Below are 14,926 nucleotides of genomic sequence, written 5' to 3'. Positions count from 1 at the left end.
CAAGCCGCACCTGCTGCAGAAGCCCATAATAATTTTGCGAGCGGAGGGAATTCCAAATGAGTCGGTAGCATTGTAAAAAATCGTCTAGATGTAGAAGAGCACTGCGTGACTTCACTCCGCTTCGCTTCGTTCAGAATGACAACACATGTTCTTGTAATCTATACGTAAGCTTTAATCCATGTCATCCTGAGTCCCGCAAAAAATTTTGCGGGATAAACTTCGTCGAAGGATCTAGACGAAAATTGTTGTAGAAACGTCCCGCTTGGTCAAGCCAGCGGCATTAGGGGAGGTCTGCTTTTGATGAATAAATAAATCCAGGCGGGCAAGCCGCGCCTGCTGCAGAAGCTTTGCTAGCGAAATCGTAGGGCAAACATAGTCACTCTCCCCCTTGCAGGGGGAGTTGGTCTATGACTCTACCGAGTCCTTGACTCGTGGAGTGGGGGTCACAAGAAAAATATATAAATTGCAAGCGAAAGCGAAGCAATCTCATTAATCACTAAAACTCCTCAAACCCAAACCAACTTCCCTGAATACTTAAGCAATTGATTTTTTCATTGCTATTTGTTCTTTGTTATTTGATATTTGAAAAGAGGGTGGCGCAAATCATACATAAGCGCGGAGCATATCATTGTTCCCATGTGTGTGATTTGCGCTATTTTTGTTTTAGGGTTTTATTAGAAATTACTTTTTTCTAAATTTGATATTACCATTAATTTATATAAAATGAGGACTAACTATGTCCCTTGAATCTGCATACAGCTTAATTGAAAAACTTGTAAACGATTTTAACGCCAACGAAAAACATTACCTGGCCTCTGATTACTCTGAATCCCAGGCAAGGCTTGATTTCATAGATAAGCTGTTCATTGCCCTGGGATGGGACGTAAACCATGAACACCAGAAAAATCCTTACGAGCAGGAAGTAAAAGTAGAACGCCGTGTAAAAGATAAAGAAACCCAAAAACGCGCTGATTACGCTTTTTTCCTTTCACCAAATTACCGTGACCCCAAATTTTATGTTGAAGCTAAAAAACCCTCCCGCTCACTTGCCAATCCATATGATTCCTTCCAGGCGATACGTTACGGATGGAATGCCCAAACTCCGCTTGTTGTCCTCACTGATTTCGAAGAATTCCATATTCTGGATTCACGTTATAAGCCTGATATAAAATATACCAAAGAACGGAAAGTTTTAAGCTTCCATTACACTGAATATACCGATAAGGAAAAATTCTCTAAGCTGTATTACCTCTTTTCCCGTGAAGCGGTTGAATCAGGCTCAATAGAAAAATTTGCCGAAACAATGCCGAAGCCGCGCGGCAAAGCCGTGCAAAAAGGCTTGTTCCCCGGTTCATACCAGAGCATTGATGAATCATTCCTTGAAGAGCTCGATGAGATCAGAAATACCCTTGCCCGCTCTTTCAAAAAGAAAAACCCCGCGCTTACAAGTGAAGAATTAACCGAGGCAACCCAGCGGACAATTGACCGCCTTGTATTTATCCGTTTCCTCGAAGATATGCTGATAGAAGGCGAGCATCATATAAGCACATATGGAGATAAAGGCACAGCATGGGGTGATTTCATTGCTGACTGCCGCTCGCTCAATGCTAAGTATAACGGTATCGTATTTAAAGAGCATTTCATCGATCGACTCCCACTTAACAATGGGGAAATACAAAGGGGGTCTAACACAGCAATTGTCCCTGATGACAAAGACTTTGAGGATATTTGCAAAGAGCTTTCTCATATTAACTCGCCGTATAACTTTAACTCGATCCCGATTCACATATTAGGCAGCATATATGAGCGCTTCCTGGGTAAGGTAGTTCACGCTACAGATAAACGTGTTACCATTGAAGAAAAACCCGAAGTTCGCAAAGCCGGCGGCGTTTATTACACTCCGCAGTATATTGTCCAGTATATTGTTGATAACACTGTAGGCAAGCTTATCGAAGGTAAAACACCTGCTGAAATATCAAAGCTTAGGTTTGCCGATATTTCCTGCGGAAGCGGTTCATTTTTAATTACCGTTTACGATACTCTTCTCAGGTATCACTCAAAGTATTACCAGCTAAACCCTAAGGAAGCAAAAGCTGACGGCTGTATTTTCAGTAATGGCTTGTGGGTACTTTCACTAAAACAGAAAAGGCAGATTCTCCTTAATAATGTTTACGGAGTTGATATTGATCACCAGGCAGTTGAAGTAACCCAGCTTTCACTTTATTTAAAGCTGCTTGAAGATGAAACCCTTGCAACTGCAAACGAAATGCAGGCAATGTTTAAAGAAAAGATCCTGCCTGACCTGAGCAAAAATATTATCTGCGGTAACTCATTAATTGGTACTGATATTTATACAAACGACGCTCCCCTCCTTGCCAAGGAGGGGTGGCGCGAAGCGACGGGGTGGTCTGAAGAAGAAGAAAAGAAAATTAACGCAATGAACTTTGAAGATGCCTTTCCTGCTATTATGAAAAATGGTGGATTTGATGCAATTGTTGGTAATCCGCCGTATGTTAGAATTCAAATTTTCAAAGAAACCACACCCAAAATTGCAGATTATTTGAAAAAATATTATCTTTCAGCCAAATCGGGCAATTATGATTTGTATGTAGTTTTTATCGAAAAAGCTATATATAGCATTAATCAAAGAGGGTTAACTAGTTTTATTGTGCCTAATAAATTTTTTACTACTGACTATGGAGAAAATATTCGAAAATTCATATATGCAGGTAATCTTCTAAATACAATTTTGGATTTTAGACAACAACAAATATTCGTAAATGCAACTACTTATACGTCAATTATAGTTTTGCAAAAAAAGAGCACAAACTCATTTAGGTTCTCTAAACCAAGTGTTTCGAATTTAAGAGAGGATAAGATTGAATACATTACTTATGATATTTCAGAAATAGGTACTGAATGGGAATTCGAAAATTTAAAATTCAAGAGCATTATTGAAAAATTAGAATTAAATACAACAGAATTATTACAGTTACCTTGTGAAATAAGTAGGGGGTCATCTTCGGGTAATGATAAGATCTTTATGCTTGATGAATCGGAATTTACAAAAAATAACATTGAAGCAGAAATCAGTAGGGTCCCAATATTTGCAACAGACTTCAAAAGATATTTATTCAACCCTATAAATACATTTAGGATAATTTTTCCATATTATTTCATAAATGATGGTTTTGAGTTAATTGGTGAGGCTGAATTGAATGAAAGATTCCCAAATGCATACAAGTATTTAATACAGAACAAATTGCAGCTAAAAAAGAGAAAACAATTCAAAGAATGGTATAGTTATAGCGCTCCTAGAAATTTGAAATTGCATGAAAACTCTCAAATCCTAATTCCTCTTTTGGCAGAGAAAGGATCTTTTTCGCTAATATCGGGCAATTCGAAATATTGTTTGATGGCAAGCGGAGGTTTTAGTATTACTGTTTTAAATCAGAATTATTCAGAGAAATACGTATTAGGTCTTATTAATTCAAAGTTATTATTTTGGTACCTGAGAAATATAAGTAATATTTTCAGGGGCGGGTGGGTTACATGTACAAAACAATATTTTGGAAGGTTAAAAATTAAGAATATTAAGGATGAAAATAAAAACATCTATTATGCTATTATTGAGAATGTTGATAATTTGATAAAAACCAAATCAGTTTTAAACCGAGTAAACACAGACAAAGATAAAACCTTTTACGAAAATAAGAGCAACGCACTTGACCGCCAGATTGACCGGTTGGTTTACGAGCTTTACGGCTTAACCGAAGAAGAAATAAAGATTGTTGAGGGGGATTAAAATAGAAATTGAAACAATATTACAATATGGAAAAAATTAAAAACATTCTTTTGAAATCTTGTTTAAGCTTTTTCTTGTTTCTATTTATTTGCACTCTCTCAAAATGTACGAAAGATGATTCATTAAAGGAGCGCGAATTAAACTTAAAAGAAAAAGAATTAAATATTAGGGAAAAAGAGTTAGTTGAGAAAGAGAACACTACGGACAAAGTAGAGCGAGATAATAAAAGTAGTAAAGAAGAAAATCAGAATAAGCGGAAATTACAATACCTCTTTTCATCTAATGGCGGTCTTGTCGGTTACTTCAATGACGGAACTGTTGTCGGTTGTCCAAGATGTGACTTAACAAGAGAAAACGTAAAGAACTTATACAAGCTAAAATCAAATGGGTCTTTTACTGTTAATATCGATGGAACATTAAATGTAAAAGGTTCAAGTAAAGTTGACCCAAAGTCAGAGGATGGCTGGGTAATGATTAATTATAAATGGTTGGTAGAAGTAGAGTGAATAATCAAAAAAAAAGAATTTTTATAAACTAAACATAATCGGGAGGTTAAAATGTTAACACCAATGTTAAAACAAGTTAAAGAGAAATTAGATAAAAAAGGATATACCAAAAGAACGACTACTGAAGATAAATTATTAAAAGAGTTAGAAGAGATTGATAAGAGCAAAGATCTGTCAGAAGGTTTTAATAAATTGGGTAAATCTTTCTCTTTTACAGGGGGTGAAGTAGATAAATGCCCCTGTTGTGGGAGATAATTATGGAAAAAGGTGCATTTATAGTTTCACAACATAAAGAATTTCCTAAGGAGATTTTATTTAATATTACTGAAAATATTCCTTCAAGCAATCAACTCATTTTGAAAGGTGATATTGAGAAAGCATTGGTTGTGTTACAAAATATCTTTAAAGATGATAATAAATCTTATATGCAATACTTTTTTCAAATCCTTTCTCTAGCACAAGCTGGTTTAGCTGGTGCTAATGCAAATCCAGTAGTTGCTTTACAAGCATTGGCCAATTTGAAATATGATATTGTTGTTAAAATGAGTGGAATTATTAAAAATAAATATATGATAAAGTTGGGTATTTACTCAATAGCATTTTGCTTATTTTTTGTATTAATTTCATTTGTCAGTTATTACAATAATTGGTCTTCAACCATTTATCTAATATTGATTGCTAGTTCAATGCCTGGTGTTTGGTTGTCATTTGGAGCAAGGAAAACACAATTAAGTTTTGAAAACCTGCATATCATAGAAGAGGATAGACTAGAGCCAGTTATTCGACTTTCATTTGCGGGCTTGTTAACACTAATTATTGGTTTACTTTTTAGTTTAGGTGTTGTAAACATTGAATTGGGTAGTATTTCTACAGTTGATATAAATTCTGATTTCCGAGTTACAGTTTTAATTGGTTTGCTTTGTGGATTTAGTGAACAGGTATTATCGGAAAAAGTCAAAAAGTATGCTGTTGAACTATTAAAGAATTAATAAAAGTTTTTTAAAAAAGTGAACTTTCTAATTTTAAATATTTCATTTATAGCGTCTAAAAAGTTGCAGTAAATACAATAAAAAACCCCTCAAATGAGGGGTCTAAATTGAGGGTGAGTGCGCGGTAGGCTAGACACTGAGGGAACCACCCTCAGCCGTTTTCTACTATACCCCAACTTTTTAGGTTGGGTTGCCCTCTATAATCTTATGTTTTCTTTCGGCTTTCTGTTTTTCGTTGGTTAGACTCGCAGTTTTCCTTTTTCGAAGTTCCTAAAGACGACGTTTGCACCATATTGGTGCTTTCATCCTGAGGATTGTTTCAAAATTAGATTACCCAGAGAATATCATTATCACTGACTGTGCAGTAGATATTCACCGTGTTGTATCCATAATATTATAGAGGCACGCCGCCCTCAAAAATGTTTCTAAACATAAGAAACTCCTTTCGAGGGACATTATGCCCTTAATAAAATATACTAAATATTATTTAAAAAACAAATAACAAAGTACATAATTCACCGTTGTTGGTGCCTGTGTTGCTTTCTAAGGTTCTCACCAACGTCTATTAACCATGGCGCATTTCCGGCATTGTACGTAATTGTTACAGATCGAATCACTGATTCGGGCAAGCGAAACGGCGTTTAGCTTTACAAAAAATAACTTTAACCCTTCTTTATTCCTCTGTGCTCTTTGTGTCTCTGTGTTAGCAACTATCAATCTGCCGCCATTTCCCCGTCGTTTGTGCCTGCCTCAAAACGAATACATATTTCTACTATGCCGGAGTCAGTCCATAGGCCGCCAGGGCTTTTTTTACCACCCCACAGTGTTTTATACATAACCGCGAAGCGGTGCTATTATTGTAACCTTAGATCCAAAAAATAATTTAACCCGGAACGGGTGACATTATTTTCTTTTCATAATTTCACCCTTTCAGGGTTCACCAAAAAAGCAACAACCAAAATCTACAAAAATTCCACCCCTTCGGGGTTAAAAAAACTTTCTGTCCATGCAGAATCCCTGACTTTATGTTCTCAAAAGGTGGACTCTGCGGGCATAGGTCACCCCAATTTTCCCCCTTGACATATATTATACGCATATATTATATTTGCCATATATGCAAACAGCATATATATTTTATTCCTCAAAATACCTTTTAAAAACATTAAATTCCAAACTAACCCGTATAAAATATGCCAAAAAAATTCAATAAGGAGCTTCACGAAGACGTTAACACCCTTAAGCTGGTTTATGAAAACAATGACCCTGATGATTTCCGCACCGTATTTAACGGCACGCTTAAAAAACATAACATCTCGCGCGCCACGCTGTACCGTGAGATCAATAAAAAAATCCCGGGTATGTATAAAACCTTCAACCGCAAATCGGTACAATGCCCCGTTTCAAACCGTGATCTGAAGCTGGTATCAGAGCTTAAGGAAAAGGGCAAAACCTACAATGAAATGCGGGAAGCGCTTTCGCTTGAGTTCGGTTTCAGCTATTCAGCCCAAAGGCTTAAAAAAGTTTTAGGTATGCTGGATGAGCTTAAAAATAGAAGCTCTCATTTGCCGGCAGTTACCGCGGGTGAGCACACGGAGGCTGTAAGCACAAAGCACGGGGCAGGGCAGCCAATTGAATTTGACGGCGATATCAGGAAGTTGTTCCTGGATATAGCTTTATATGATAAGCTTGGTGATGTAGATCACATTGAAATAAATCTTAAAGGTAAGTTATGCAAAGTCAGTTCGCCGCTTGTAAAAGGATGTATAAACAGGATGTCACTCTCGGCGGGACACGGCGGCAAATCCGTGCCTGAAATTATAAAGTATAATGTAGAGCAGGTATTGCTTCGTGAAAGCGAGAACTACAAGAACGGAATGTATATAGCGCCGGTTGGCGTGCGCCAGCTTGTATTGGCATGCAGAACCCTTGAAGCCGCAGCTGAAGCTGCCAAAAAGCGTCCGCGGGGCGGTTATGATATGGATGCGGTATATGCGGCAGTCGCCAAGTTTTCACCCCGCACACCGCGCGATGTCGTTGCCCGCTTTTTGAAAAAATACATTGAAGGCGATTCCGCGCCTGCTGCAGAAGCCGAATGAATAATCTTTTGCTTTTTGTAGAGACGTCCCGCCTGGTCAAGCCAACGGCATGATGGGACGTCTGCTTTTGATGAATATAAATCCAGGCGGGCAAGCCGCGCCTGCTACTGCTGCTTTGCGAGTGAAACCGAAAGACAAATATAGTCACTCTCCCCCTGACAGGCCGAAGGACTGGCTCTGCCATGTGGGAGCAGGTCTATGACTCTACCGAGTCTTTGACTCGTGGAGTGGGGGTCACAAGAAAAATATAAATTTTGCGAGCGAAGCAATTTTGTCGCCCTGAGCGAAGTCGAAGGGCATTTCAATGAAAACAGATGCATTGTAAAATATCGTCTGGATGTAGAAGAGCACTGCGTGACTTCACTCCGCTTCACTGCGTTACGCTTCGTTCAGAATGACAACATTTTGAGACAACATCAACAATTCCCGTATTACAGACTAAAATCAAGAAATCTCACATGTCTCATTTATACTAAAAAATCAGCACCGGTGAGAAACTTCGCAAAAACTAACCAGTATCAATGAAAATACATAAAAATAAATTATTAACCCGAAATGTGAGACAAATGAGACAGCCTTACAAGCATTATTTCATCAAATTTAACCTATTTACTCTAATTTCGCACTTTCAAGTTTCTGAAATTTTGCATATATTTGTAATCTTAACTAATTATAAATCAATAAAACATATCATTTTTAGCATAAATGGCAGAAAATCAGCAGAATAAGGGCAAGATCGTTCAGATTATCGGTGTTGTGCTTGATATCGACTTCTCAGGCGGAAGGTTACCTGAGATCTACACAGCTTTACAGATCCCAAGGAAAAATACAGACGGAACAGATGATGTATTAATAGCGGAAGTTCAGCAGCATTTGGGCGAGGACAGGGTAAGAGCTGTATCAATGGATACAACAGATGGTTTGGTAAGAGGCATGGATGTAATTGATACCGGCGCTCCTATCACAATTCAGGTTGGACCTGAAGTACTCGGAAGGTTAATGAATGTGACCGGCGACACTATCGACGGGCTTGAACCGCTGAAAACAAAAAAGACCCTTCCTATTCACAGGGCTGCTCCCACGCTTGATGAGCTTTCAACACAGAAGGAAATACTTGAAACAGGTATTAAGGTTATAGATCTTTTAGAGCCTTACACCAAGGGCGGTAAGACCGGACTTTTCGGCGGAGCAGGTGTAGGCAAAACGGTTCTTATCCAGGAGCTGATAAATAATATTGCGACATTCCACGGCGGTTACTCAGTATTCGCAGGAGTGGGCGAGCGTACAAGAGAAGGTAACGATCTCTGGCGCGAAATGAAGGAATCAGGCGTTATCAATAAAACATGTCTTGTGTTCGGACAGATGAATGAGCCGCCCGGAGCGCGTCAGCGTATCGGGTTAACAGGCCTCACAGTTGCTGAATACTTCCGCGATGAAGAAGGAAAAGACGTACTTCTCTTTGTGGATAACGTATTCCGTTTCACACAGGCAGGCTCTGAAGTATCAGCGCTTTTAGGACGTATGCCTTCAGCGGTAGGTTACCAGCCAACACTTGCAACAGAGATGGGTGCCCTGCAGGAGAGGATCACTTCTACAAAGAAGGGTTCTATCACATCAGTGCAGGCTATCTACGTTCCCGCTGATGACTTGACAGATCCGGCGCCGGCAGCGGTGTTCTCGCATCTTGATGCTACCACAGTACTCGACAGGAAAATTTCCGAGCTTGGTATTTATCCTGCTGTTGACCCGCTTTCATCAACATCGCGTATTTTGGATCCGCTTGTAATTGGTGAAGAGCATTACCGCGTTGCGCAGTCAGTAAAAGAAGTATTGCAGAAATATAAAGATCTCCAGGATATCATAAATATTCTCGGTATCGATGAGCTCTCAGATGAAGATAAGCTTGCGGTTCAGAGAGCAAGAAAAGTACAGAAGTTCCTTTCACAGCCGTTCTTTGTTGCTGAACAGTTCACAGGCTCAAAAGGAAAGTATGTGAAGATCGAAGAATCAATTAAAGGATTCAAAGCTATAGTTAGCGGTGAGTGCGACGATGTTCCTGAAAACGCATTCTATATGGTAGGTAATTTGGAAGAAGCACTGGAGAAGGCAAAAACTTTATAACAGATGTCAGATAGTTTGATACACTTGGAAATTGTAACACCCGGCAAAGTTGTATTTGCAGGGGATGTAAAAAGCTTCACAGCTCCGGGAATTGAAGGAATGTTCCAGATACTTCATAACCATGCCCCTTTTATCTCAACAATTATTCCGGGACCGGTAAAATTTGTTTTGGCTGGCGGCGAGACCAAAAACTTCGTGACCTCAGGCGGCACTGTAGAAGTGCATGCCAATCATATCACGATGCTGGCGGAATCTCTCGTGCCGGTTGAAGATATCGATGTAGCTGCCGCTGAAAAAGAACGCGCAGAAGCAGAGCGTATCCTGGAATCCAAAGAACCGGGCCTTGATAAAGAAGCCGCAAAGCACGCTTTGCAAACCGCAAAAGCGAAAATTAAGGCAGTAAGTGCATAAAAATTAGTTTTTTGTTTTATCGTGTTTTTGCAGTAATTTTTTGATTATATTGCGGTTTATCAAAATTTGATCTTTAATATAAGTTTTAAACAATTTAAGTTTTAAGGCAGGGCCGGTAGCTCAGTGGTAGAGCATCTCCCTTTTAAGGAGAGGGTCGGAGGTTCGAGACCTCCCCGGCTCACATTTTTTTTATACTAAAGTATTATTATTAATAATAAATTAGTATATTTGCATAGTTTAAATCCGGGCATTTTGTCCGGATGTATTAAAGGGCGTTGATTTTCGTAGTTTTTAACGCTGAATTAAGTACTTAGAAAGGAGGAGAAGCCGAATGCAGAAAGGTAAAGTAAAATGGTTTAATGCTGATAAGGGATTTGGATTTATAACTGGTAATGATGGAAAGGACGTATTCGTGCATTTCAAGTCAATAGTCGGAGATGGTTACAGATCACTCGAGGATGGACAGGAAGTTGAATATGAGGTAGAAGAAACCGATAAAGGTTTACAGGCAAGAAACGTCACTAAAGCATAAATTTGTCTTAGTACACGAGAATAAATGAAATCCCGTTATTTTTTAGCGGGATTTTTACATTAAAATACATTTTAAACTCTTAAAATATTTCCAGCCTAAAATTTCACGTCTTCACGTTATTAAAAGTATACCTTGTACAAGTTAAATTTGTTACGTGAATGTTTAATTTTAAAAGGAAAAAATAATCATGAAAACAACTCTTATTATTCTATTAACAGCTCTATTTATAGGTACAGCATTTTCTAATCCCAAATATGATAAGTGGCAAAACGGCTCTTATTTCAGGGGATATAACGTGCTTTATGAATCACCCAAATCAGTTCAGGATTTTATTGATTTTAAAAACTATGGCGGTAACCTCTTCCATATACAGCCTGATGGCTTTATGGCAACGGATGCGCCGTACGGCCTTGTGCAGGCAAATATAGATGGCTGCGATATGCTTGTTAACTTCTGCCGCCAGGCCGGAATTCATTATGTTATCGGAATGCGTTCAGGTCCGGGTGCTTATGATACCTTTGATGAGTCACAGGGTACAACCGGTGAATCAAGGGTGTGGAACAGCGGCAATACCACAGAGCAAAGCAAATATGCTGAAATGCTTAACATGGTGGTACAAAGATATGCAGGCGATACTTTATTTGTTGGGATCAACCTTGTAATTGAACCAAGGCCTAAAGTAAGAGTGATACCGGCGAATACATCAGCATCATATAAGTTTTTCCTGGAAAATGTTTATAATATCCATATGGACCAGGTTTACACCTCATGGGTACAAAGCATCAGGGAAGTTGATCCAGAGCTCCCGGTAATTCTTGAAAGCTTCGCTTACTCTACCCCTGAGTTATTCCCGGCGTATGAAATTAACGATCCATACATAATATACTCAGCACATAATTATCAGCCGGTTCAGTTCAGCAAAGAGGCTGTTCCGTTTGCTATGACCTACCCCGGAGTTTACTGGAATATAACAACACTCTCACAGGTACTGTACGATGCGGCATTTCTCAGAAATACTGTATTTGGTAAGCTGCGTGAATTCCAGCTTTCAACCGGTAAACCGGTTTTCATTGGTGAAATGGGTATGTATAAGCCTCAGACAGGCGGCATTGAATACCTTGGTGACCAGCTTGATATTATGAAAGATTACGGCTGGCATTTTGCTTTCTGGGACTGGAGAAGAGGTCCCGGCGCTGACTGGAATATTGAAAAGTTCGGCGACCCAGATAATTTGCACTGGAAAAGAGTTCTTTCGGAATTTCACGCACCTCCGGTGCCAAAGATGATATCTCCTGCAAATGAGCTGGTCGTTCCCGGTAATCCAACATTTACATGGGATTCAATGACAGCTTTCACAACATACGATATTGAGCTTTCAAAAGTACGCGGCAGCAGAAATGATGTATTTACATTTACTGATATTTCACAGGCAAGCTATACAATAACCGGAAATTCATTGGTTGACGGAGAAACATACTCATGGAGAATAAGGGCAAAGAATCCCGGCGGCGCACCTGAAAACATTTCGGATTGGTCACAGCCGCAGATATTCACTGTTGGGCCTTCACAAAGCTTAAGCGGCAGAACCGCAGTGAATGTGGAGTATTCACTTAAGCAGAATTATCCGAACCCGTTTAATCCTTCAACGAGTATTTCATACTCAATTTCTGAAAACAGCATAGTTAAGCTTACTGTTTATGATATGCTGGGCAGGGAAGTAGCCAGCCTTGTAAATACACAGCAGATGAGCGGAAATTATTCAGCTGTTTTCAACGCTTCGCAGATTTCAAGCGGTGTATATATTTACAGGCTTGATGCATTACCGCTGAACGGCAAGCAGGGTTACAGTGATATCAGAAGAATGATCTTAATTAAGTAGCTGCAGAAGTTTTGGTATCACCTTTTAAAATATATTCACAAATAAAAAACCCCGCTTATGAAGCGGGGTTTTTTATTTGAATCAAATTCTTACGCTTATTTAACCAGCATCATTTTCTTTATATCAGTAAAATATATCGCATTACCGTTTGGCTCAAAAGCTTCAAGCTTGTAGAAGTATATTCCGCTGCTTAAGCCTTTAAAGAAGTTGCTGTCAAATTCAATATTATGGTTGCCGGCATCACGAACGTTGTTAAGGAGTGTTGCAATTTCCCTACCCAATGCGTCAAACACACGTACCTTAACCAGTGACTGTTTGGCAAGTGAATAGCTGATCATAGTTGAAGGGTTAAACGGATTCGGGAAATTCTGCTTCAATGAAAATATAACCGGTGTTTCAATATTCGGTGTTCCCGTTACTGTAGAGCCATACGGGAAATTTGTTGCCTGCGCGATTGTTGTGTAATAGCTTTTGAAGTAAGTATTGTTTGGCATTCCAAGAACAACTGTATTAGAAGAATTCGCTCCGGCTTTTGTTTTTGCGCAAAACAGAACATGTCTTACTGAATCTGTTACCTTGAACTTGATAGTGTCCATCACAACCTGGTTTGAAACATCAAAGTTTACTTCGTGCAGCAGGCGGTCGCCTGCATCAACAACATTATTTTTGTTAACATCCCAGAAGAGCCTGAACTTTTCAATATCATTAGCTGCTGCAGTTCCGCTTCTGGAAAATACGAGCTGTTTCAAAGAACCGATCCATGGTGATGAAGTATTCCTTAATTTTAATCCAACAAGCTCTCTAGCTGTATCATTAGGCGGGGTAGTTTGGTTAATAAGCCAGTTGCTGCCTCCGTTAACACCCTCAGTTAAACATGCAGGTGAAGTAGTTGCGAGAAGTGCATCAATTCTGCCGGCTCCATACCTGTAATCTTTGCCCGGGTCACCTTTTTCTATGGAAGTCAGCTCGAGTACCCTGTCAATATCACCCGGCAGCATTTCAGGGTTAATAGAAAGCATAAGTGCAATACAGCCTGCTGTATGCGGTGTAGCTGATGAAGTCCCGCCAAAAGTTGAGCCGTATCCTGTACCAGAGCTTACATATGTGGAAATTGAATTCTGGCCCGGCGCAGATACATCAGGCTTTAAAAGTCCCATTGAATCAGGCATTTCTACCGGTGCAGTTCTGCTGTAGGGGTAGTCCTTATGGCTTTCAAGAACTGTATACGGATATGCGGCATCCCAAAGATTCCAGTTTCCCCATGTAGCCGGACCCCACGGTGAAGTGGAATAAATTACATCAGTGCTTACATGAACATTACCAACCCCGATCACACCACTTAAATTTCCTATTTTTAACTGATCAGGATGGCGCCATGGCGCAGGGTTATTGCCTGCAGAAGAAATGTTATGCGGGATACCTGTTGTGTTACCGTCATTGCTTGTGGAATTTGCATGTATCATTCCGCCTGCTAGAGACATATCGGTAGCAAGCCTTACAAGGCTGAAATCAGGTTTGGGGCTGAAATACCATTTAAAGCTTAGTGAGCTGGTAACAACATCCATACCCATCTGCAGTGAATATTGGAATGCAGAGATCTGCTGGGTATAACCGCTAGGATTTCTCATGATCATACATTTTGCCCAGGGGGCGACACCAGTTTGCGTGCCCATAGTTCCATCGCCAACAACATGTCCTAATGTTGCTGAGCCGTGTGAAGCTGTTGAGATGGTACCGCTGTTTGTACCATAATCCCACCCGATAAAATCATCAATTTTACCATTACCGTCATTATCAACACCGTTCACATCACCCGGATCGATCACTGAACCTGTACCTGAAGCCCAAATGATAGTCACACCGTTATTATTTGCATCTTCGCCAAGGTTTTGCCAAATACCTTTTACAAGGTCAGGGTGTTTCCACCAAAAGCCATCATCAGCATTTGATACTTTTACACCCCAGCCGCGATTGCCTAATGCCCAGCAATCATCTGCATTCATAAGCATAATCCCGGGTTCCGGAGCAAGCATATTGAACGGAGCCGGAGCAACAATTTCATCTATCATCATTTCTGCCGGGTATTGCGGGTCTAAATTTATACCGGTTATTTCTGAATAATTTCCAGCATCCAGGTTATAAATTACAGAAGGTTTGGTGGTGAACCTTACTGCGTTAACGATCCATAACACTTCCATATCATTTATATCAGTAGCCCTGGCATTTAAGAATGATAAGACCCTGCTTTGTGTCCTTTCAGAATGTGCCATTAAACGTTCAATTACAATTTTTCTTCTATCCTGTTTTGGCAAATCGTACGGTATGTCGGCAAAATCATTTAAGCCAAGAGGGGAATTAAAGGTAACGTATACGTGGATCATATCGTTATCGGTGCTTTTATTCAAAGCATCCTGCAGGTACCCGTTAATTTTTGTTCCAGCAATTGCTGAAGCTGTGCTTAAAAAAAATAATAAGAACAGCGGGAGTAGTTTTTTATTCATGTTAATTTTATTTTAAATTAAACTGAAAGGTTCCCCAAAATTAAAAATTTTGTCCTCCGGGAATCCTGAATTTACTATTTTAAACT

General features: G+C 39.5%; 10 protein-coding genes and 1 tRNA gene. 10 read left to right on the top strand and 1 reads right to left on the bottom strand.

What is annotated here, in order from left to right:
• Nucleotides 1-736 precede the first annotated feature (736 nt).
• The 10 genes from J0M37_14075 (at nt 737) to J0M37_14030 (ending at nt 12,339) form a co-directional block, all read left to right on the top strand.
• A complete protein-coding gene (locus J0M37_14075) occupies nt 737-3,805 on the top strand; it encodes an N-6 DNA methylase (GenBank protein MBN8586213.1) in 3,069 nt (1,022 codons plus the stop codon).
• Nucleotides 3,806-3,831: 26 nt separating this feature from the next.
• Entirely contained in the window at nt 3,832-4,311 is a 480-nt protein-coding gene (locus J0M37_14070) for a hypothetical protein (protein MBN8586212.1), read from the top strand.
• A gap of 51 nt (nt 4,312-4,362) precedes the next feature.
• Complete coding sequence (locus tag J0M37_14065) at nt 4,363-4,566, top strand: hypothetical protein (GenBank protein ID MBN8586211.1); 204 nt, start codon at nt 4,363-4,365, stop codon at nt 4,564-4,566.
• A 2-nt stretch (nt 4,567-4,568) separates the two neighbouring features.
• Nucleotides 4,569-5,300 carry a hypothetical protein gene (locus tag J0M37_14060; protein ID MBN8586210.1) on the top strand — a complete coding sequence of 244 codons (732 nt, stop codon included), beginning with the start codon at nt 4,569-4,571 and terminating at the stop codon, nt 5,298-5,300.
• A gap of 1,190 nt (nt 5,301-6,490) precedes the next feature.
• Nucleotides 6,491-7,396, top strand: a complete 906-nt coding sequence (locus J0M37_14055; GenBank protein ID MBN8586209.1) for a hypothetical protein — start codon at nt 6,491-6,493, stop codon at nt 7,394-7,396.
• 705 nt (nt 7,397-8,101) lie between these two features.
• Nucleotides 8,102-9,517, top strand: a complete 1,416-nt coding sequence (atpD, locus tag J0M37_14050) for a F0F1 ATP synthase subunit beta (GenBank protein MBN8586208.1) — start codon at nt 8,102-8,104, stop codon at nt 9,515-9,517.
• A gap of 24 nt (nt 9,518-9,541) precedes the next feature.
• On the top strand, nt 9,542-9,928 hold the full coding sequence (gene atpC, locus J0M37_14045; GenBank protein MBN8586207.1) for an ATP synthase F1 subunit epsilon: 387 nt from the start codon (nt 9,542-9,544) through the stop codon (nt 9,926-9,928).
• A gap of 109 nt (nt 9,929-10,037) precedes the next feature.
• Nucleotides 10,038-10,109 (top strand) — tRNA-Lys (locus tag J0M37_14040).
• Between the two features lie 150 nt (nt 10,110-10,259).
• Nucleotides 10,260-10,460 (top strand): cold-shock protein, encoded by a 201-nt coding sequence (locus J0M37_14035; protein ID MBN8586206.1) that lies wholly within the window; start codon nt 10,260-10,262, stop codon nt 10,458-10,460.
• Nucleotides 10,461-10,647: 187 nt separating this feature from the next.
• On the top strand, nt 10,648-12,339 hold the full coding sequence (locus J0M37_14030) for a cellulase family glycosylhydrolase (protein ID MBN8586205.1): 1,692 nt from the start codon (nt 10,648-10,650) through the stop codon (nt 12,337-12,339).
• Nucleotides 12,340-12,434: 95 nt separating this feature from the next.
• Here J0M37_14030 and J0M37_14025 read toward each other — a convergent pair whose 3' ends face one another.
• Complete coding sequence (locus tag J0M37_14025; protein MBN8586204.1) at nt 12,435-14,840, bottom strand: S8 family serine peptidase; 2,406 nt, start codon at nt 14,838-14,840, stop codon at nt 12,435-12,437.
• Nucleotides 14,841-14,926: the final 86 nt, after the last annotated feature.

It is taken from the genome of Ignavibacteria bacterium (assembly GCA_017303675.1).
Taxonomy (GTDB): Bacteria; Bacteroidota; Ignavibacteria; order Tepidaquicellales; family OLB5; genus OLB5.
The sequence above is the reverse complement of the archived record's forward strand: the minus strand, read 5'-3'. Positions and strand labels throughout refer to the sequence as shown.